Source organism: Pseudomonas deceptionensis (assembly GCF_900106095.1).
GTDB classification, from domain to species: Bacteria; Pseudomonadota; Gammaproteobacteria; order Pseudomonadales; family Pseudomonadaceae; genus Aquipseudomonas; species Aquipseudomonas deceptionensis.
Genome location: NZ_FNUD01000002.1, coordinates 3183969 through 3204015, shown reverse-complemented (window position 1 = coordinate 3204015; position 20047 = coordinate 3183969). Strand labels below are relative to the sequence as shown.

Here is a 20047-nt window from a genome sequence, read left to right as displayed (position 1 = left end):
ACGGGCTGCGCAGCGGCCCCGGTGGCTTTGAAGGGCCTGCGGCCCTTGTCGCAGCCTCGTACCTCGTCAGCGGCTACAGTTGTCGGCAATGGTTAGCGTTGGGTACGCGGCATGCCCAGGCCGAATTGGGCAATCAACTCGCGCTGGATTTCGTTGGTGCCGCCGCCAAAGGTCAGGGTCACCGAGGCGCGGACTTCGTACTCCAGATCCCCCTGCAGCAAGGACGCCGCCGAACCGCCACGCACCAGGCCATTGGCACCGACGATGTTGCTCAACACACGCAAAATCTCGATCGCCGATTCCGAGCCATACACCTTGGTGGTCGAGGCCAGCGCTACATCCATGCGCTCACGCTCAAGGTCGGCCGCAATGCGCAGGTTGATCAGGCGCATGGCTTCAAGCCGCGCGTAGCACTGCGCCAGCCCGGCGCGAACCCAGGCTTTGTCAGTGGCCCGAACGCCGCTTTCATCCGCCGCCCTGGCCCACGCCAGCACCCGGCCAAACAGCCCGACAACCTTGTCCGACCAGGCGCCCAGGCCCAGACGTTCGTGGTTCAGTTGCGCGGTGATCAGCTTCCAGCCGCCATGCAACTCGCCCACCAGCATCTGCGCAGGTACCCGCACGTTGTCGTAATACGTGGCCGCAGTCGGGTTGCTGGTGGTCGGGATCACCGTGGTCGAGAAACCTGGCGCCTGGGTGTCGAGAATCAGGATCGACACACCCTTGTGCCGTGGCCGCTCCGGGTCGGTACGCGCAGCCAGCCAGATGTAATCGGCCGACTCGGCGCCCGAGGTCCACAGCTTGCTGCCATTGACCACAAACTCGTCGCCTTCAAGGCGGGCCGTGGTTTTGAGCACGGCCAGGTCGCTGCCGGCATCCTGCTCGGAATAACCGATGGCGAAGATGATTTCGCCCGCAGCGATGCCTGGCAAGAATTTGGCCTTTTGCAGTTCGGTACCATGGGCCATGAGCGCAGGCCCAACGGTGCTGATGGTCACAAACGGCAGCGGTGCCCCGGCAATGTTCGCTTCTTCAAAGAAGATAAATTGCTCGGTGGGGCCGTAGCCCTGACCGCCGTGTTCCTTGGGCCAGCCCACCGCCAGCCAGCCGTCGCGGCCCATCTGGCGGATGGTGTCGCGGTACAGTTCGCCGCCCTCTTTACCGCGCAATTGCTCACGCAGCTGCGGGGTCATCAGGTTTTGGAAGTAGTCCCGCACCTTGAGGCGCAGGGCGTGCTGTTCGGGTGTGAGGTCGACGAACATGTCAGGCTGCTCCCAGAATCAGGCCGCTGGTTGGCACGCCGGTACCGGCCGTCACCAGCACGTTTTCCACGTTATCGACCTGGTTGACCGCGCTGCCGCGTACTTGACGTACCGCTTCAGCCACGCCATTCATGCCGTGGATATAGGCCTCGCCCAACTGCCCGCCGTGGGTATTGATCGGGAACTTGCCGCCACGGGCATGGTGCCCGGCGCGGATGAATTCCTTGGCTTCGCCGCGCTCGCACAGGCCGAACTCTTCGAGTTGCGGCAGCACAAACGGGGTGAAGTGGTCGTAAATCACCGCGGTTTGCAGCGCCTCGGGGCCCAGGCCCGACTGGCGATACAGCTCTTTGGCAACCACGCCCATCTCCGGCAGGCCGGTGATGTCGTCGCGGTAGAACGAGGTCATGATCTGCTGGCCCGAGGTGATCCCCTGGGAGCCGGCCTTGATCATCACCGGCTTCTGGCGCAAGTCCTTGGCGCGCTCGGCCGAAGTAATCACCATCGCCACCGCACCATCGGACTCCTGGCAGCAATCGAGCAAGTGCAGCGGCTCGCAGATCCAGCGCGAAGCCTGGTGTTCTTCCAGGGTGATCGGCTTGCCGTAGAAGAACGCCGCCGGGTTGGTGGCGGCAAAATCACGTACCGCCACGGCCACGCGACCAAAGTCTTCAGAGGTGGCGCCGTAGGTGTGCATGTAGCGCTGGGCAAACATGCCGACCCATGACGCCGGCGTATGCAGGCCGTGGGGCATGTACCAGCCGTAGTTGACGTTCTCGAAGATCGGCGTGGAAGCAAAGCCGTAACTGCCGCTGCCGAAGCGATACCACGAACGCTCGTTCATGGCCCGGTACACCACCACCACTTTGGCCACACCGGTAGCCACGGCCATGGCCGCGTGCATGATCGGCGCACAGGCTGCGCCGCCACCGTGGGGCACCTGGGAGAAGAATTTGACGTCCTTGCAACCCAGCAAGCGGGCGATCTCGTATTCCGGGACTTTGTCCACCGAGTACGAGCTGAAACCCTCAACCTCGGACGGGTCGATACCGGCGTCTTTCAACGCCGCCAGCGTGGCTTCCAGCGCCAGGCGCAGCTCGGTACGGCCGGAGTTCTTGGAGAATTCGGTCGCGCCCAGGCCAACAATGGCCGCGCTGCCGGAAAGTGACGATTGCGTCATGTGTGCTGTCTCCCGCTATCAGGGCAGAACCAGCGCGACCGTACCGGTCACGTGGTTGCCCATGGAATTTTTGCCGCTGAGGGTGATTTCCACCGTGCGGGTGGCGGCGTCCTGGCCCGTAACCGCGCCATTGAAAGTCATGCAGTCGCCGGGGTAATTCGGCGCGCCGAGCTTGATCTTCAACGAGGCAAAACGTGCCTCGGGGCCGGCCCAGTTTTCGACATAATGCTGCACCAGCCCGTTGGTGGTGAGGATGTTCATGAAAATGTGCGGCGAGCCCAGTGCCTGGGCCGCGTTCAGGTCATGGTGGCCGGGAAAATAGTCGCGGGTGGCGATAGCGCCGCCGGTGACCAGGCCCACGGTGATCGGGATCGCCAGCTCCGGCAGGGTTTCGCCGGGGCGCACGTCGTCAAAGCGCTTGGTGTTCTGCAAGGTCATATTTCCATCCCAGCTTGTCGTTATGGCTCAGCCAGTCGCCGAGGCGTTCAAGGCTTGCTGCCGATCCACCCAGGGCACAGCCCAAAGCGCGGCTCCAGTAGAGAAAGCGATGCATCGGGTACGTCAGGTCGACGCCGATACCGCCGTGTACGTGCTGGGCGTTGTGCCCGATCAGGTGCCCCGCTTCACAGGCCTGCCAGGCCGTGGCCAGTGCTTCGCTCGGTGCAGGCAAGCCCGCGTCCAGGCGATAGCACAACTGCCACAGGCAGCTGCGCAAGGCTTCGAGGGCGATATGGGCGTTGGCCATGCTCATCTGCACGGCCTGAAAGCTGCCGATGCTGCGTTCGAACTGGCGACGCTCAGTGACGTACTCCACGGTGCGACGGATTTGCACGGTACTGACCCCCAGCTGCAACGCTGCCAACGAGGCGATGGCGCGCGGTTCCAGCCAACTCAGGGCAGATGCCGGGAGCAGTTGCTCAGGAGTGATCTGCAGCGCGGCGATGCGTAAATCTGCAATTGCTTCGCCGTGGGTCATGCGGCCCGGCACGTGCTCGATCGCCTTGTTTGCCAGCTCGACCAGGGCCAGACGGGGCTGCCCCTCGGCGGTCACCAGCAGCAAGGCCGCCTGCGACTGCTCGGCCAGGGCCAAAGCAGCAACCCGGCCATCGACGCGCCACCCACCGCCAGCCGCGACGGCGTGCAACTCAATACCCTGTGCGTTGTTCAGACCGCTCAGGTCCAGGCTGAGCATCGCCCTGCCCGCTGCCGCGTCCACCGCCCACGCCTTCAAGGACGGATCGGCAAACTGCGCCAACGTGGCGGCCGCCAGTTGATGGCGCCACAACGGTACCTGGCCCAGCGCCCGTCCTTGAGCCTCCAGCACCCGCATCAGCTCGGTCATGCCCAGCCCGCTGCCGCCCTGGGCTTCAGGGATGGCCAGGGCTTGCAGGCCGGTTTCCACGCACAGCTGCCACAGCGGTTCCATAAAGGCCTGTTCGCTGGTGTCGAACTGGCGCAGGCGGTCATCGGTGCAATAGTCGGCAAACACACTGCCGGCCATTTCAGAGATGGCGACCTGGTCTTCGGTAAATTCGAAATCCATGCTGGCTTCCTTATGCGATCACAGGCCGGAACATCGGCAATGTCAGCTCGCCGTCGAAGGTCTGGAACTCCAGCTGCAAGGGCTGGCCAATGTTCAACTCTTCGCGCTTGACGCCCACCAGCCCCGCCACCAGACGCACACCCTCCTCCAGCTCGATCAGGCCGATCGGGTTGGGATGGTCGAACGGCGCGACTTCGGGGTAATGCATGATCACGAACGAGTACAGACTGGCGCGGCCGCTGGCCTGCACACTGTCCCAATCAAACGAGTGGCACTCGATACACACCGGCGCCGGTGGATGGCGCAGGGTCTGGCACTGGGTGCAGCGCTGGATCAGCAGCTTGCCGGCATCGCAGCCTTCCCAGAAAAACCGTGTGTCGTCGCTCATGCCCGGCTTGGGACGCTTGACCGCCGGGGCGCTCTCAACCTTGGCCGGTGCCGCTTCGGCGCTGTGGTTCTGGGTCGGGCGGAACTTGAAGACGCGGAACAGCAACTCGCCCACGGCTTCGTCGCCACTTTTGTGCTCAACGAAATAGTTCATCACCAGGGTGACGAAAAACCCGGTGCCCAGACCGGTGGTTTTTTCATCGCCCACCGAGTCCAGTCGGGTGGTGTAGTAGAGCTTTTCACCGGGCCGCAGGTTACGGTTGAAGGTCAGTTCGGAGTTGACCGCGACCACAGACGGGTAGCCGTAAGACTCGATCAGCTTGAGCACTTCGTACGGGTTTTCGGTGGTCGAGCCCGGTGCGTAGTTGTTCAGATGGAAGCCTTCCATGCACCACACCTGCAACATCGCAGGCGGCGCCACCAGCCCGTCCTGCGCGCTGTTGGCAGCAAAGGCCGCATCGGTGTAGAGCGGGTTGTCGACGCCCATGATCTCGCACCATTGGCGGATCATCGGGGCGTTGACTTCGTCCCAGGCGTAGACGCGACCATATTCACGCCCCACCAGGGCGCGCACGTCGGTTAGCAATTGAGAATCAGCCAAGTTCGTCTCCTGCGTGTTGAGAGCGGCAACCCACTGGTCGCCGCTGAAGGTCGATCAGTGCGCGGCGCTTTGCGCTGCATCCAAAAATGCTGGGCGTTCGCCGCCGCCGTGCAACAGCAGGTTGCAGCCGCTGGCATAGCCCGCCATGGGCGAAGCGATAAACAGACAGGCGTTGCCGATATCTTCGGGCAGCGCCATGCGCCCTGCGGGAATGCCGGCGCTGACCGCGGCGATGCCGTTTTCGTCGCCGTAATGCAGATGGGATTGCTCGGTGCGTACCAGCCCCGGGCTGACCGCGACGACGCGCACCTTGGGCGCCCACTCCACGGCCAGCGACTGCACCAGGGCCAGCACCCCGGCCTTGGCCGCGCCATAGGCGGCGGTGCCGGGGGATGCGCGCAAGGCGCTGATGCTGCCGATAAAGACAATGCAACCGCCCTCGACCTGTTGCTGCATCAGGGCGTTGGCCTGTTGCGCGACATTCAAGGGGGCGATGAGGTTGAGGCGGATAATGCCTTCGTGAAAACGTGGTGAAGCTCTGCCGGCATCGGCCGAAGGGCTGCCGCCCGCGTTGTTGATCACCACATCGAGGCGACCGAAGTCGGCGCGGATGCCGTCAAACAAGGCTTTGAGCGAATCCAGATCGCGCACGTCGCAGGCCATGAAAATCGCCTTGGCCGAGCCTGCCCCGGGCAACACCTCGGGTGCCGCCCTGCCGCACACGATGACCTGCGCACCGGCCTCCAGAAAGCTGCGGGCGATGCCTGCACCGATACCTTTGGTGCCGCCGGTGACCAGCACCACCTTACCGCTGTAGTCCAGCCCTGAGAGTTGGCCCATGACGTGCTCCTTTTCTACTGATGGAGCCACTCTAGGGGCAATCCGGGGGCTGCTCGTCGTCTGAACGGACGATGAAGCCCGAGCGGGTGAACGCAACAATCCAGCGCACGCTGTGGTCACAGCCCCTGTTAATGAGGAACCCCATGTCAGACCCATCTGCCGCGCCGGTATTGCTTGAATTCCCGGCCCAGGGCGTGGCCCTGCTGCGCCTTAACCGCCCCCAGGCCACCAACGCCTTGAGCCTTGAACTGCAGGCTCTGTTATCGCGTTACTTCAGCGAGCTGGCAGACAACCCGCAGGTTCGCTGCATCCTGCTGACCGGTGGCGACAAAGTGTTTGCCGCAGGCGGCGACATCAACAGCATGGCCGGGGTGGGCCCGATTGATATTTACCAGCGCCATACCGAACGCGTCTGGGCGCCGATCCAGCATTGCCCCAAGCCGGTGATTGCCGCCGTGTGCGGGTATGCCTATGGCGGCGGCTGTGAACTGGCAATGCTGGCGGACATCATCGTCGCCGGGCGCGGGGCAAAATTTTGCCAGCCGGAGATCCGCATCGGAATCATGCCGGGCATTGGCGGCACCCAGCGCCTGGTGCGCGCCGTGGGCAAGGCCAAGGCCATGCGCATGGCCCTGACCGGGCAACCGATCACTGCTGAAGAAGCGTGGATTTCGGGACTGGTCAGCGACCTGGTAGACGATGACCAGGTGCTCGAACATGCGCTGAAAATGGCCACCCTGATCGCCGCCATGCCGCCACTGGCGGCGGAGCAAATCAAGGAAGTGATACTGGCCGGTGTGGATGCACCGCTGGAGACCGGCCTGGCGCTGGAACGCAAAGCCAATGCTCTGCTGTTTGCCTCAAAGGATCAGAAGGAAGGGATGCTGGCGTTTATTGAGAAACGTACGGCGCGGTTTGAAGGCAATTGAGGGAAGAACCCAGTCCTCATTCCGTAGCCGCTGACGAGTAGAACGAGGCTGCGATCGAGCGCGAAGCGGTCGCAAAACCGGTACATGCGGTATACCTGTTGAACTTTACGACTGCTGCGCAGCCGGACGCAGCCTCGCGGAGCTCGTCAGCGGCTACAAATGTCACCACATATCCGCGTTGTAGCCGCTGACGAGTAGAACGAGGCTGCGATCGAGCGCGTAGCGGTCGCAAAACCGGGACATGCGGTATACCTGTTGAACTTTACGACTGCTGCGCAGCCGGACGCAGCCTCGCGGAGCTCGTCAGCGGCTACAAATGTCACCACATACCCGCGTTGTAGCCGCTGACGAGTAGAACGAGGCTGCGATCGAGCGCGCAGCGGTCGCAAAACCGGTACATGCGGTATACCTGTTGAACTTTACGACTGCTGCGCAGCCGGACGCAGCCTCGCGGAGCTCGTCAGCGGCTACAAATGTCACCACATATCCGCGTTGTAGCCGCTGACGAGTAGAGCGAGGCTGCGATCGAGCGCGAAGCGGTCGCAAAACCGGTACATGCGGTATACCTATAACAACCCCGCCCGCAACTCATTCTTGGCCACTTTGTTCGACGCATTCACCGGCAGCGCCTGATAAAACCGCACCAACCTCGGCACTTTGTAGTTGGCCATATGCTCGCGCGCCCACAGGATCAACCCGGCTTCATCCAGTACATGCTCATGGCGCAAAACCACGCACGCACACCCCACCTCCCCCATACGCTCATCCGGCACGCCAATCACCGCCACCTGGGCAATCGCCGGGTGCTCGATCAGCCCGGCTTCGATCTCTGCCGGATAACAGTTGAAACCACCGACGATAAACATGTCTTTCAAACGATCGGTGATGCGCAAGTTACCCGCCGCATCCAGCTCGCCAATGTCGCCCGTGTGCAGCCAGCCTTCACTGTCGATGGTTTCAGCCGTGGCTTTGGGGTCTTCGAAATACCCTTGCATCACGTGAAATCCGCGCAGGCAAATCTCCCCCGTGCTGCCCGCCGGCAAAGGCCGGTTGTGCGGGTCGCGGATGCTCACTTCAGTGCCCGGGATCGCCCGGCCACTGGTACCGGCAATGGTGTGCGCCGCATCAGACGGGTCACAAATGGTCGCCAGCCCGCCGCATTCGGTCAGGCCATAAGCGGTGGTGACCACCGAAAAACCCAGCTCGCGGCGCATCCGCTCGATCAGGATCGGCGGAATGGTGGCCGCGCCCGTCACCGCAATGCGCAGGCTCGACAGATCGGTTTCGGCCAGCTTGGGATGGGCCAGCATCGACAGGTACAAGGTCGGAGGCCCCGGCAGCACGTTGATGCGCTCGGCGGCAATGCGCTGGAACACCGCTTCGGCGTCAAACACCGGGTGCGGCAGGATCGTGGCTCCGGCCAGCAGGCAGGTCAGCCAGCCCGCCTTGTAACCGAAGGCATGAAAAAACGGGTTGATCACCAGGTAACGGTCACCGGCCTGCAGACCGATCACCTTCACGTACTCGCTAAAGGCGCGGATGTTTTGCCCGTGACCGCTCATCACACCCTTTGGCTTGCCGGTGGTACCGGAGGTAAACAGTAAGTCGCTCAGGTCATCGGCGCCCACGCCGCTCGCCCGCGACAGCGCCGCCGACTCGCTGACGGCCGCGCCCAGGGCCAGAAAACCATCCCAGTGCAGACCGTGGGGGCTGCCTGCTGCCGTCTCGCCCAGCAAGACCTGGCACTCAAGGTTCGCCGGCCGATACGGGGCCAGCAACGCCAGATAGTCCGTCCCCAAAAAGACCGGTTGCACAAACAACAGGCGCGCACCGCTGCGCTGCAGGATGTCGGCCGCTTCGCTGCCTTTCATGCGGGTGTTGATCGGTACCATCACCGCCCCCGCACAATGGATGCCCAGTGCGGCAATGATCCAGTCGCGGCCATTGGGCGCCCAGATCGCCACCCGGTCACCCTTGCCGATGCCCACGGCCATCAGGCTGCGGGTCACGGCCAGGGCCAGGCGTGGCAGTTCGCTGTAGTCGGTGCACTCGCCATGCTCTTCAATGGCGGTACGTCCGGCATGTTGCTGTGCTGCGTTGAACAGCATTTGCGGGATCGAACGCGGCAGGCTCTGTTGCTGGCTGGAAGTCATCGCACACTCGTCAGGCTGATTATTCAGGGAAGCACACGCGCAGCTGTGAGCTGTTGGGTACCGATTGGCACGCCAGCACCCAGCCGTCGTTCAGTTCTTGTTGGTCAAGGGCATCGTTGCGCAACATCTCGACGCTGCCGAGCTCAACCGTGCACATGCAGGTCGCGCAGGAACCCACCAGGCAGGAGCTCGGGGGCTTCAGGCCGGCACGCAGCATGGCATTGAGCAGGGTTTCGCCTTCGGCACAGGGCACTTCGAACTCTTCACCGTCGAGGCGCACCGACAGCTGGCTGCCGACGACATCGGTATTGACCGGCGCCGGGGCGGCCACGCTGCCTTCTTCGGGCAACGAGACAAAACGCTCGACGTGGATACGCCCATGCTCCATGCCGATGTCATGCAAAGCGCTGACAGCGGCGTCCATAAACGGGCCTGGACCACAGATAAATGCCTGGGCATGCACAAAGGGCCTGGCCATTTGCGCCAATTGCGCGACTGACGGAATGCCCTGTACCGAATCCAGCCAGTGAATCACTTGCAAGCGTTGCGGGTAGGCGCTGGCCAGGGCCTTGAGTTCACCGGCAAAAATCACCGAAGCCTCATCGCGGTTGGCGTAAATCAGCAGGACCCGGCCGGTACCGGCAATCAGGGCCGAGCGCAGAATCGACAGCACCGGGGTTACCCCGCTACCGCCACCGAACAGCACAAAATCATCGTCAAAATGACGGGGCACAAACACCCCGGCCGGGGCCAGAACTTCCAGCTGATCGCCTTCACGCAATTGCTGGCACAGCCAGTTGGATGCACGCCCATCGCGCACCTGCTTGATGGTGACGCGCAACGGCTCATCTTGCAGCGGGGTGCTGGACAGCGAGTAACACCGCGGTAACCAGCCACCCTCAAAGGGCACGCGCAGGGTTAAAAACTGCCCGGATTTATAGGCAAACTGTTCACGCAAGGCCTGGGGAACGTCGAATACAAGGGACCTGGAGTCCGATGTTTCAGCCACGATCTGCGCCACGCGCAGGGAGAAATAGGAAGGCTGGGTCATTGGGTTGTCCCATGTAATTTCTGTGGGAGCGAGCCTGCTCGCGATGGCAGCGCCGCGTTAGCTGCATCGCGAGCAGGCTCGCTCCCACAGGTTGTAGAAAAGGCCGCACGCCCGGCCCGGCGGCCCGAAAACACGCAGTCGGCCAGTGACAAACCACTGATGTACAGGTGTGATGCAACACCAATCGCGGTGCGCCCGGCACTGAACAGGCCGGCAATCGGCCGGCCCTGGTCATTGAGGACCGCGCCGTTGCTTTCATCGACTTTAAGCCCGCCCAGGGTCAGCGCCCCCAGTGGGAAAATCGGGTTGCCTACGCTGATGTCGCAGGCATAAAACGGCCCTTTGTCCAGCACCTGACGGCTGCCTTCAGACTTGCCAAAAGCATCCGGTGCTTCGCCCCGGGCCCCTGCGTTGTAGGCGCGCAGCGCGCCACTCAATTCGCCGGCCTGCATGCCGCAGGCGTTGGCCAACCGGTCAGGGTTTTCACCCTTGCGCACTTTGAGCAGCATCAGTGCCAGTGCAGGCAGTGTCTGGAACCACCAATAGCCGCCAAACAGCGCCTGACGTATCGCCTGTTTGCGCAAGCGCGCATCCAGCACCAGCCAGGCCTGGCCGCCCTGTTCTTCGCACAGTGGCTGGCCGAGGGTGGCGCCGTAGACTTCTTCATTGCAAAAACGCTGACCGTTGCTATTGACCACAATCCCCTTGGGCCAGCAGTGCGGCGGGTTGATAAAGCGCCATGCCGACACCCTGCTCAGTCGCTCGCTTTTGGCGCCTACCGACTGCCCCAGCAGCAGGCCGCTGCCATCGCAGCCGGTGGCACCGACCTTGAAGTTGCGGCGAAATTTGGGGGCATGGTCGCGGATCAGTTCGCGGTTAAAGATAAAACCGCCGGTGCTCAGGATCACACCGCGTCGCGCCCGGATCAGAACCGGTTGCCCATGGTCACGCTCAAGCTTGCTGACTTTTTGCCGCAGGCGGTCACAGTAACCGGGGGCAAAGTTTTGCAGGCGCTCGGCCCGTGCCGCCAGCCGTGCGTGCTGACGCGCCTGGGGGCTGCCCGCCGGCAGGCTCCAGAATTCGGCGCCGATCACCCGCCCGCTGTCGTCCACCACCAGTCGCCGCGCGGCAGATTGCAGCAACGGTTGCACCCCGGCGCGCAGGCAAGCGTCTTTGAGGTGGCCGTACAGCACGGCGCCGCACTGGCCCTTGCCCACGGTGCGATGCCCGCGCGGCGCGGGCGGTTCAGCACCAGCATGGGATGGCACCAGTTCGTTGCCGGAGTAATACAGAAAATAGCCATCGGACGGGTATGACGTCTTGCCCCCCGGCGGCAGGCTGTGACCGTAGCTCGCACCGTGACCTTCGAGCCAGCTGAGGTTGGCGATGCTGTCGTCGCAGAATTTTTGCAGTGTATGGTCGCTGACCACGCCCTGGGTTTCGTGTTTGAGATAATCAAACATCGCCTGGGGGCTGTCGCTGAAACCGGCCGCCTGCTGGTGCCGGGTACCGCCGCCGGCATACACCACCCCGCCACTTTTGGCACTGGCCCCACCGCCGGTGAAGCGGTCGGCAACGATCACGTCTGCGCCGGTGCTGCGCGCTTCCAGCGCAGCACAGGCGCCGGCCGCGCCCCAACCGATCACCAGCACATCGCAGGTGTCGTGCCAGTCCCGGCTACCCAGCCGGTCCGCCTGCAACGGGGCGAGAATCTTGCTGTTGCTGCTGACGTATCGGGCTCGACTCATGACAGGGCCCGTACCTTGGCGCTGGCTGTCACAGACACACCGCTGGCGATATGGTTGGCCGCAATGTAGCCGAAGGTCATCGCCGGGCCCAGAGTGCCGCCGGCACCGGGGTAGCTGATCCCCATCACCGAGGCCGAGCAGTTGCCAATGGCATACAGCCCGGGGATCGGCTGACCGTCTTCGCGCACGACCTGGGCGTGCTGGTTGGTCAGCAGGCCACCTTTGGTGCCAATGTCCCCGGCATCCAGGCGCATGGCGTAATACGGGCCTTTGCGCAGCGGTGCCAGGCACGGGTTGGGCTTGATATTGCTGTCGCCGTAGTAGCGGTCAAACACGTTGCCGCCGCGATCGAAGTCCAGATCCACGCCTATTTGTGCATAGCCGTTGATCGTTTGCACGGTGCTGTTCAACCCGTTGGCATCGACGCCGATTTGCATCGCCAGCGCCTCCAGGCTGTCGGCCTTCCAGTAGACGGTGTTGAGCCATTCCTTGCGCAGACGGCTGTCGGGCACCACTTGGGCCGGCATCAGCGGACCCATGGCGTAGGTGTAACGGAAGTGGCCATCGAAGATCACCCAGGACGGCACCGAACGGCCGCCGGTTTTCTGGTTGTCCCGGTACATGGCATCGACAAATTCCAGGTACGGCGCCGCTTCGTTGACAAATCGGTGCCCCAGGCTGTTGACCACGATGGCCCCCGGGAACGCCCGTTCGGCAAAGACGCCACGGGGTTTTTCTTCGCCGGGTACGGCAATGGTCGGCGCCCACCAGGCCCAGTCCATCAAGGCCGTGGCGGCACCGATACCGAGCCCCGCCTCAAGCGCAGCCCCGGTGTTGTTGCCCGGTGGCGTGGCGCTCCAGCTGGCACGGGTGGGTTGCGGCAGGTATTTCTCGCGCAGGGTCTGGTTTTGCTCAAAACCGCCCGAGCCAAATATCACCGCGCGGCGGGCCTTGAGTTCCAGGGTCTTGCCGCCGGTCTCCACCTTGATGCCGCACACCCGGTCGCCGTCCAGCAACACGTCCTTGAAGTCGGTGTTGAGCCACAGCGGCACGTCGCGGTCCATCAGGGAGCGGCGCAGGGACGCTACCAGCGAACTGCCCAGCGCCGCGCGGCGGTCGTATTTGCTTTTGCGCCGCCATTTGAAGTCGAGCTTGTAGCGCGCCATCAATTTGAAAATCAGCCATTGCCAACCAAAGCTGCGGGCCATGGCTTTGTGGGCATCCCGTGCAGTCCAGGCGATGCGCCCCATCAGCAGGGTCGAGGGCGAAGGTTTGCGCAGGTTGGGCAGTTCTTCAGCCAGCAGGCTGGTGTCGAACAGCTCGGGGTCCAGGGTGCGACCGCCTGGCAAGGCGCCGGGCAGTTGCGGGTAGTAATCGGGATATTTGTCGGCCACTGCATAACGCACGCGGCTGTTGCCGGTGAGCTTTTTGATCATCGGTGCGGCGTTGTCCAGGTACGCCTGCAGGCGGACCGGGTCGCCGTGTTCACCGGTGGCGGCCTTGAGGTATTGCATCGACAGTTCAGGGCTGTCCTGCCCGCCTATGGCTGCAAAGTAATGGTTGTTCGGGATCCAGATGCCGCCGCCGGAAATCGCCGAGGTACCGCCGTATTTATCGCTTTTTTCGACAATCAGAACCGACAGGCCCTGATCAGCCGCAAACAGGGCCGAGGTCATGGCGCCGGCACCGGAGCCGACAACAATTACGTCATAGCTGGACTGAGACTGATCGTGAGCCGTCATTATTGTTATGCCTTGCGCTGAGGTCAGAGGTTTATTACGGGGTCAGGGGTGGCCCCGATCAAACAAAGGGGTCCGCGTTGGGCAGGCCCAGTTGCACAAGGCCGTAGCTGCGACGGTAAGCCGCCTCGTTATTGGCGATATGCCCACGAGCCTGGTGCAGGTCACGGAAGAAACGCGCCACCGGGTTGGTGTTGTACAAGCCCGACGCCGCCATGCAGCGCAGCAGGTCACTGACCCGGTCGGCACACACATTGGTGACGTGGGAAGACTGGTAGCGGTACAGCAAGCGGGTTTCCACATCCGGGTATTCCCCGCTTGCGGCCAGCGCCAGCAGGTGCCCGTAGTTGCGCATCAGCACCAGCTTGAGCGAGTCGACGGTGATGATGGCATCGGCAACGGCAGCTTGTGCGGCCGGGTCTTCGGCTGTTTTGGCGCCGTGCTTGCCGATGTGTTTTGCCGCGTTGTCGCGGAATTCGTTGATGGCCCCTTGCAGGGCGCCCAGGGCCGAGGTCGATACGGCGCGGGCAAACACCTGGGCAAACGGGATGGAGTACATCGGGTTGGTGTTGGTCAGGCGCCCTGGTGTGGCTTCGATGCTGTAGTTGTTGGTGCGCTGGACCCGATGGGCCGGGACAAACACGTCTTCGACAACGATGTCGTGGCTGCCGCTGCCGCGCAGGCCCAGCACGTCCCAGTTCTGCTCAATGCGGTAGTCGCTGGCCGGGATCAGAAAAGTGCCGTGTTCGGTAGGGCCGGTTTCGTCTTGCGGCACGATGCCGCCGAGCAGGCACCACTGTGCATGTTGGCTGCCGCTGGAGAACCCCCAACGCCCGCTGACCTGATAACCGCCCTTGACCGGCGTCACCTTGGCCACTGGCATATAGGTGGACGCCACAAGCACGGAGCTGTCTTCACCCCACACATCACGCTGGGCTTCAACCGGGTAACGCGCCAGTTGCCACGGATGCACACCCACCACGCCAAAGACCCAGGCGGTGGACATGCAGCCTTCGGCCAGGGTCATCTGGATTTCAAAAAAGGTGCGCAGGTCCACTTCATGCCCGCCCCAGATCTTGGGTTGCAGGGCGCGGAACAAGCCGGCTTCCTGCATGTCACGAACGGTTTCATCGGGCAGTTTGCAATCTTTGTCCGCCTGGGCCGAACGGCTTTTTAGCGCAGGTATCAGGTTGCGCGCGCGTTGCAGCAGCTCAAGCTCTATCGGACTTTTCTCTCGTATCTGATCCATCCGTGTGTTCTCCGTCAGTCTCGCGCTGCGCGAATGCGCGGGCGGTGTATGACGAATAATCCGGCCTGGCACGCTGTGGATCATCGTCAAAGCGGACTAGGCCTGGGCATCACACGGAACTTGTGCGCGTGCCGGGATAACTTCGCGAGCAGGCTCGCTCCTACAATGACCCTGCAAGCCCCAGGTTATGAGAGCGACATGGAACCTGGGGGAGCAGGCTTAGAGAACTGGCAGCCTGGCAAAAGGCCGATCCTGTTCAATCTGCGCACTCAAACGCAGCAACACGTCCTCGCCCCCCAACGGCCCGGTAAACATCATGCCAATCGGCAAGCCGCTGTCGCTCATGCCCACCGGCAAGGAAATGGCCGGCTGGCCGCTGACGTTCGCCAGTACGGTAAAGGCGGCACTGCCCATGGCGTTATGGGCGTAACTGTCCCAGGGCTGGTTGAGGCTCAGCAGACCAAGGTCCGGGGTAAGGTTGGCGGTGACCGGCGACAGGATCACGTCATAGGTATCGAACTGCTGCTCCATATAGCCGCCGATGGTTTCAAACGACTGGCGCGCCCGATACAAGCCCTCCCCGGTGACTTTCTGCGCGCGGTCCAGTACCACCTGGGTGATGCGCTCGTAATCGTCTGCCGTGGCGGCGCGACCCAGCACCTGCTCGCGGTCATGGACCATGGTCAGCAACGCGTCGCCAATCACCGAACCATGGGCACCGAACAACTGGCGCGGGTCGACATTCAGGCGCACTTCTTCGACGTTGTGCCCCAGCGCTGCCAGGCGTTTGGCCGTGTCGTCCAGCACCTTGGCCACGGCAGGGTCCAGCGGCGAGCCGGTCAGTGAGTCGCGCACCAGGCCGACACGCAGACGACCGGGGGCGGTGCGCAGTTCTTCTACATACGGGCGCACCAGGGGCTTGGCCCAATACGGGCTGCCGGCTTCATGGCCCTGACCGGCATCCATAAACAACGCCATGTCACGCACGTTACGCGACACCACGTTGGCCACGCTGGCACCAAACCAGCCTTCATATTTGCCCGGACCGCTGGGCGTGCGGTAGCGGGTCGGCTTGAGCCCGACCAGGCCGCAATAGGACGCCGGAATGCGAATCGAGCCGCCGCCGTCAGTGGCATGGGCCACCGGCACAATACCCGCCGCCACCGCTGAGGCCGCGCCACCGGACGATCCGCCAGCGCTTTTGGCCAGGTTCCACGGGTTGCGGGTTTGCCCCCACAGCAGCGACTCGGTGGTAGTGGTCAACCCGAATTCCGGGCAGGTGGTTTTGCCGAACGGCACGGCTCCAGCGGCCTGGTAGCGCGTGATCAGGGTGCTGGTGTGCGGGGCTGGCGGTGCATTTTTGTACAGCCGGCAGCCGTTTGAAGTTGAGGTGCCTTCCAGGTAGGTGTTGAGGTCCTTGATCAGGATGGGCACCCCGGCAAGCGTGCCCGTGGCGGGTGCGCCGCTGGCACGACGGGCCTTGAGCAGCGCAGTGGCGTACTCGTCATGGCGCATGTTGACGGCATTGACCTTGGGGTTGACCGCATCGCAACGGGCCATGGCCGCCGACAGCAGGTTTTCAGGGCTGATTTCACCTTTTTGCACGGCGTTGGCCATGTCCCAGGCATCCATTTGCAGATAGTCCCCAGGGGATATACCGCTGGAACCGGCCGCATTGGCAAAGCGCCCTAGCAGGCCTGCACCCACAGCCAGAGCACCGGCCTTGAGTACATGACGACGCTGCCAGCCGGGGGCAAGTTGCGTGTCTTCGGGGGTAGAGGCTGGGATTGGCAAAGTATCACTCCGATTTACATTTTATTTTTGTAAAAAATACATGCACCCCGTGGGAGCGAGCCTGCTCGCGAAGGGCGCGGCGCGCTTGAGGTCTTCGCGAGCAGGCTCGCTCCCACAGGGGGGGGCACAGCGTTTTTCAGTCGGCAGTGACCATCGACTGCATCGTGGGTAAAAAGTGCTCGCCATAGGGCGGCAGCAGGCCCCATTCGCGGCGCGGGTCATGGGCCGGTGCCTTGTACACGCTGCGCATATGGCTGAATTCGAGAAAACCTTCGCGCCCGTGGTAATGCCCCATGCCGGATGCCCCTACCCCGCCAAATGGCGCGTCGTGCAGGGCCGCGTGCATCATCACGTCGTTGATGCTCACACCACCGGAGATCGTGTTTTGCAGCACATGGCGCTGCTCTTCTTCGTTCTGGCCAAAGTAGTACAGGGCCAGCGGGCGTTCGCGGGAATGGATGTCGCTCAGCGCCTGATCAAGACGCTCATAGGGCAGCACCACCAGCGCCGGGCCGAAGATTTCTTCGTGCATGATCCGGCTGTCGCGGGCCGGGTCGATCACCACTTGCAGCGCGCGACGACGGGTGCGGGCATCGGTCTCAGGCGCCTGCGGGAAGCATTCAACCCGGGCACCCCGCTCGCGGGCGTCCTGCACATAGCCGTCGATACGTTGCGCATGCCGGGCATTGACCACCGCCACCACGTCCGGGTTGTCGTCCGTAGTGGGCAGCAACTCGCTGTAGGCCGCGCCCAGCAGGCCAATAAAGTCTTCCATCAGCGCGCGTGGCACGTACACCACGTCCGGGTTGATGCAGATTTGCCCGCCGTTGTTGGCTTTGGCCACCGCAATGCTGAAGGCCGCCTTGGCCAGGTCGGCGCTGCGGGAAATGATCACTGGTGATTTGCCCCCCAGCTCCAGGGTCAGGGGCACCAGGTTTTCAGCCGCATTGCGCATCACCGAGCGCGCCACGGCGGTGCTGCCGGTAAACACCAGATGATCGAAGGGTTGCGAGGTAAAGACCTGCGCCAGTTCGGCGTCGCCGGTCACTACACCGATTTCCAGCGGGTCGAACAGCTCGGCAAAGGCCTGGGCCAGCACCTGGGCGGTACGCGGCACCACTTCCGAAGGTTTGAGAATGGCCCGGTTGCCCGCTGCCAGTACGCAAGCCAGAGGGCTGAGCAAGGTAAACAGCGGCGCATTCCAGGTACCCAAAATGCCGATGGAGCCTTTGGGCTGGTGCATGACCCAGGCCTTGGCGCCCATCTGGTCATAGGGTGAAAACACGTGCCGCGGCTCGTCTTCAACCCAGTGGTCAAGGTGGTCGCGCGCATACTTGAGCGATGCCAGTGAGCCCAGTACGTCGTTCATCAACGAAAAGCCCTGGGGCCTGCCACCAAAATCCGCATCCATGGCTTCTACCAGCGGCTGCTGATAGCGCACCAGCAACTCTATCACCCGCTGAATCCGGTCCCGCCGCTGCTCTGCAGTGACGAGCCCTGCCTGGGTAAAGGCTTTTTTTTGCGCCGCCAACAGGCTGGACAGCTGTTCTGGAGCAGTGCTGCTGAACGTCATGGATGAGTCCTCTGATACACCGGTTCAATGAGCCGACGCTAGCGAATCCACCTCCTGAACGCCTCGTCCAATCGGACGATAATCGGCTGTATTCGTTAGTCCATTAAGACGATGTAGCGCCCCGCTGCCGGGGGAATACTGCCAGCACGAAAATTCAATCCATGGGGTTCGTCATGGCAATGCAAAGCAGTTTCGATCCGCAGGCATTCCGTACCGCGCTGGGCACCTTCACCACCGGGGTGACGATCATCACCACTCAGGCTGAAGACGGTTCGCCCATCGGCATTACGGCCAACAGTTTTAACTCGGTGTCACTCAACCCGCCGTTGGTGCTGTGGAGCCTGGCCAAGTCCGCCCGCAGCCTGCCGGTGTTCAGTTCCGGCAAACACTGGAACGTGCATGTGCTGTCCACCGAGCAGGAGCCGCTGTCCGGCCGCTTTGCGATGCAGGGCGAAAACAAGTTTGCCGAGATCGAACTCGACAACGGCATCAGCGAAGCGCCGCTGCTGCAGGACTGCACCGCCCGTTTTCAGTGCCGCACCGCCTTTCAGTATGAAGGGGGCGACCATGTGATCTTTGTCGGCGAAGTGCTTGCCTTTGATCACAGCGACCGCGCACCGCTGGCCTTCCAGAGCGGCCAGTACGCCCTGGCGACCCGCAAGCCACGCAGTGAACTGCGCCTGGCGACCACCCCGCCACCGCCTGAATGCAGCTACACCGAAGACTTGCTCGGGTACCTGCTGGGCCGCGCCCATTACCAGTTGCTCGATGCCCTGCATCGTCTGCTGAGCAACCAGAAACTGGATGAGCATGCGTTTTTCATCCTTTCGGTGCTGTGCATCCGTGACAACCTGACCCTGGACGAAATCAACACCTTCGTCGGTTACACCGGGCACGTGGTCACCGTAGCCAGCATGCGTTTCCTTGAAACTCAAAACCTGGTCGCCCTCGAAGGCAGCCAGCAGGCACCGCGCTATGTGCTGACCGCCACCGGTCGCGAGGCGTCGCTGCAGCAGTTGGCGCTGGCCAAGGCGGTGGAAGAGAACGTGTCGGCCAAGCTGGGCCCTGGCGATGCCCAGGCGCTCAAGGTCCTGCTCAAGCGCCTGATCGCCGCCAGCGACCCGGGCCTGCCTGACCTGTGGGCGCCGCGTTAACGCTTTACCTAAAAAGGACAAGGATCATTTATGAACATCATTGAGCGCTTCAACCTGACCGGTAGCGTGGCCGTGATTACGGGCGGCGGCCGCGGCATTGGCCGCGGGATCGCCCTTGCCTATGCCCAGGCGGGCGCCGACGTGGTACTGGCAGCCCGCACCCTGGGCGATGTTGAAGCGGTGGCCGAAGAAGTCCGTGCCCTGGGACGTCGCGCCCTGGCCGTGAGCTGCGACGTGAATGACACCGAACAGCGCAGCGCGCTGGTGGCCCAGGCCCGTGAGCAGATGGGCCGCATCACCCACCTGGTGAACAACGCCGGCGGCGCCGGCCCAAACGATCCGCTGACCCTGAGCGTTGAGCGCTTTGAAGAGATCATGCGGTTCAACGTGTCTTCGGCCTATCACCTGTGCCAGCTGTGCGTGCCGCACATGCGCGATGCGGGCAATGGCAACGTCATCAATATCACCTCGGGCGCAGCGCGTTATGCGCAAACCCAGTTCAGCGCCTACGGCACTGCCAAGGCCGCGCTGAGCCATATGACCCGTTTGCTGGCCCAGGATTTCGCGCCGCTGGTGCGGGTCAACGCCATTGCTCCGGGCCCGGTCCTGACCGACGCCCTGAACCGCGTCCTGCCGGTGGCGATGCGCGAAGGCATGATCAAGGCCACCCCGCTGCAAAGCCTGGGCGAAGTCGAAGACATTGCCGCCGCTGCGCTGTACCTCGCCACCCCGGCTTCGCGCTGGGTCACCGGCAAGATTCTGGAAGTGGATGGCGGCGCTGAATCGAGCGTGTGGCCGGGCTGAGCCAAGACTAAACCGTGGGAGCGAGCCTGCTCGCGAAGCT

The 20047-nt window shown here is 63.0% G+C and carries 16 protein-coding genes; 3 read left to right on the top strand and 13 right to left on the bottom strand.

Annotation, left to right across the window (positions count from 1 at the left end; translation table 11 throughout):
- Positions 1–92: 92 nt before the first annotated feature.
- The 6 genes from BLW11_RS14725 to BLW11_RS14700 are packed head-to-tail and all read right to left on the bottom strand — an operon-like array spanning position 93 to position 5813.
- Positions 93–1262: an acyl-CoA dehydrogenase family protein gene (locus tag BLW11_RS14725; protein WP_048358064.1), complete on the bottom strand. Its 1170-nt coding sequence runs from the start codon at positions 1260–1262 to the stop codon at positions 93–95.
- A 1-nt stretch (position 1263) separates the two neighbouring features.
- Positions 1264–2442 (bottom strand): lipid-transfer protein, encoded by a 1179-nt coding sequence (locus tag BLW11_RS14720; RefSeq protein WP_048358065.1) that lies wholly within the window; start codon positions 2440–2442, stop codon positions 1264–1266.
- Between the two features lie 18 nt (positions 2443–2460).
- Complete coding sequence (locus tag BLW11_RS14715) at positions 2461–2880, bottom strand: MaoC family dehydratase (RefSeq protein WP_048358066.1); 420 nt, start codon at positions 2878–2880, stop codon at positions 2461–2463.
- Positions 2852–3985 (bottom strand): acyl-CoA dehydrogenase family protein, encoded by a 1134-nt coding sequence (locus tag BLW11_RS14710; RefSeq protein ID WP_048358067.1) that lies wholly within the window; start codon positions 3983–3985, stop codon positions 2852–2854. Before BLW11_RS14710 ends, BLW11_RS14715 begins: the two co-directional genes overlap by 29 nt.
- 10 nt (positions 3986–3995) lie before the next feature.
- Positions 3996–4973, bottom strand: coding sequence for a bifunctional MaoC family dehydratase N-terminal/OB-fold nucleic acid binding domain-containing protein (locus BLW11_RS14705; protein WP_048358068.1), 978 nt, complete (start codon positions 4971–4973; stop codon positions 3996–3998).
- Between the two features lie 54 nt (positions 4974–5027).
- Positions 5028–5813 carry an SDR family oxidoreductase gene (locus BLW11_RS14700; RefSeq protein WP_048358069.1) on the bottom strand — a complete coding sequence of 262 codons (786 nt, stop codon included), beginning with the start codon at positions 5811–5813 and terminating at the stop codon, positions 5028–5030.
- Between the two features lie 143 nt (positions 5814–5956).
- Between BLW11_RS14700 and BLW11_RS14695 the strand changes: the two genes are divergently transcribed.
- Positions 5957–6742 carry an enoyl-CoA hydratase gene (locus BLW11_RS14695; RefSeq protein WP_193790153.1) on the top strand — a complete coding sequence of 262 codons (786 nt, stop codon included), beginning with the start codon at positions 5957–5959 and terminating at the stop codon, positions 6740–6742.
- Positions 6743–7308: 566 nt separating this feature from the next.
- Here the strand turns inward: BLW11_RS14695 and BLW11_RS14690 are convergent.
- The 7 genes from BLW11_RS14690 to BLW11_RS14660 form a co-directional block, all read right to left on the bottom strand.
- Positions 7309–8895 (bottom strand): FadD3 family acyl-CoA ligase, encoded by a 1587-nt coding sequence (locus BLW11_RS14690; RefSeq protein WP_048358070.1) that lies wholly within the window; start codon positions 8893–8895, stop codon positions 7309–7311.
- A 19-nt stretch (positions 8896–8914) separates the two neighbouring features.
- A complete protein-coding gene (locus BLW11_RS14685) occupies positions 8915–9946 on the bottom strand; it encodes a ferredoxin--NADP reductase (protein WP_048358071.1) in 1032 nt (343 codons plus the stop codon).
- Positions 9943–11694 (bottom strand): FAD-binding protein, encoded by a 1752-nt coding sequence (locus tag BLW11_RS14680; RefSeq protein WP_048358072.1) that lies wholly within the window; start codon positions 11692–11694, stop codon positions 9943–9945. The genes BLW11_RS14685 and BLW11_RS14680 overlap by 4 nt, the downstream gene beginning before the upstream one ends.
- Positions 11691–13436, bottom strand: a complete 1746-nt coding sequence (locus BLW11_RS14675) for an FAD-binding protein (RefSeq protein WP_048358073.1) — start codon at positions 13434–13436, stop codon at positions 11691–11693. Before BLW11_RS14675 ends, BLW11_RS14680 begins: the two co-directional genes overlap by 4 nt.
- 58 nt (positions 13437–13494) lie before the next feature.
- Complete coding sequence (locus tag BLW11_RS14670; RefSeq protein ID WP_048358074.1) at positions 13495–14682, bottom strand: acyl-CoA dehydrogenase family protein; 1188 nt, start codon at positions 14680–14682, stop codon at positions 13495–13497.
- 219 nt (positions 14683–14901) lie between these two features.
- Positions 14902–16476 carry an amidase gene (locus BLW11_RS14665; protein ID WP_048358075.1) on the bottom strand — a complete coding sequence of 525 codons (1575 nt, stop codon included), beginning with the start codon at positions 16474–16476 and terminating at the stop codon, positions 14902–14904.
- Between the two features lie 136 nt (positions 16477–16612).
- Entirely contained in the window at positions 16613–18049 is a 1437-nt protein-coding gene (locus BLW11_RS14660; protein ID WP_048358076.1) for a coniferyl aldehyde dehydrogenase, read from the bottom strand.
- Positions 18050–18222: 173 nt separating this feature from the next.
- Between BLW11_RS14660 and BLW11_RS14655 the strand changes: the two genes are divergently transcribed.
- A complete protein-coding gene (locus BLW11_RS14655) occupies positions 18223–19203 on the top strand; it encodes a flavin reductase family protein (protein ID WP_048358077.1) in 981 nt (326 codons plus the stop codon).
- Between the two features lie 30 nt (positions 19204–19233).
- Positions 19234–20007 (top strand): glucose 1-dehydrogenase, encoded by a 774-nt coding sequence (locus tag BLW11_RS14650; RefSeq protein ID WP_048358078.1) that lies wholly within the window; start codon positions 19234–19236, stop codon positions 20005–20007.
- Positions 20008–20047: the final 40 nt, after the last annotated feature.

Bases quoted from the DNA above. Each gene is read 5' to 3' on its own strand.
- BLW11_RS14725 (WP_048358064.1), bottom strand. From the start codon at position 1,262: ATGTTCGTCGACCTCACACCCGAACAGCACGCCCTGCGCCTCAAGGTG.
- BLW11_RS14720 (WP_048358065.1), bottom strand. From the start codon at position 2,442: ATGACGCAATCGTCACTTTCCGGCAGCGCGGCCATTGTTGGCCTGGGC.
- BLW11_RS14715 (WP_048358066.1), bottom strand. From the start codon at position 2,880: ATGACCTTGCAGAACACCAAGCGCTTTGACGACGTGCGCCCCGGCGAA.
- BLW11_RS14710 (WP_048358067.1), bottom strand. From the start codon at position 3,985: ATGGATTTCGAATTTACCGAAGACCAGGTCGCCATCTCTGAAATGGCC.
- BLW11_RS14700 (WP_048358069.1), bottom strand. From the start codon at position 5,813: ATGGGCCAACTCTCAGGGCTGGACTACAGCGGTAAGGTGGTGCTGGTC.
- BLW11_RS14695 (WP_193790153.1), top strand. From the start codon at position 5,957: ATGTCAGACCCATCTGCCGCGCCGGTATTGCTTGAATTCCCGGCCCAG.
- BLW11_RS14690 (WP_048358070.1), bottom strand. From the start codon at position 8,895: ATGACTTCCAGCCAGCAACAGAGCCTGCCGCGTTCGATCCCGCAAATG.
- BLW11_RS14685 (WP_048358071.1), bottom strand. From the start codon at position 9,946: ATGACCCAGCCTTCCTATTTCTCCCTGCGCGTGGCGCAGATCGTGGCT.
- BLW11_RS14680 (WP_048358072.1), bottom strand. From the start codon at position 11,694: ATGAGTCGAGCCCGATACGTCAGCAGCAACAGCAAGATTCTCGCCCCG.
- BLW11_RS14675 (WP_048358073.1), bottom strand. From the start codon at position 13,436: ATGACGGCTCACGATCAGTCTCAGTCCAGCTATGACGTAATTGTTGTC.
- BLW11_RS14670 (WP_048358074.1), bottom strand. From the start codon at position 14,682: ATGGATCAGATACGAGAGAAAAGTCCGATAGAGCTTGAGCTGCTGCAA.
- BLW11_RS14660 (WP_048358076.1), bottom strand. From the start codon at position 18,049: ATGACGTTCAGCAGCACTGCTCCAGAACAGCTGTCCAGCCTGTTGGCG.
- BLW11_RS14655 (WP_048358077.1), top strand. From the start codon at position 18,223: ATGGCAATGCAAAGCAGTTTCGATCCGCAGGCATTCCGTACCGCGCTG.
- BLW11_RS14650 (WP_048358078.1), top strand. From the start codon at position 19,234: ATGAACATCATTGAGCGCTTCAACCTGACCGGTAGCGTGGCCGTGATT.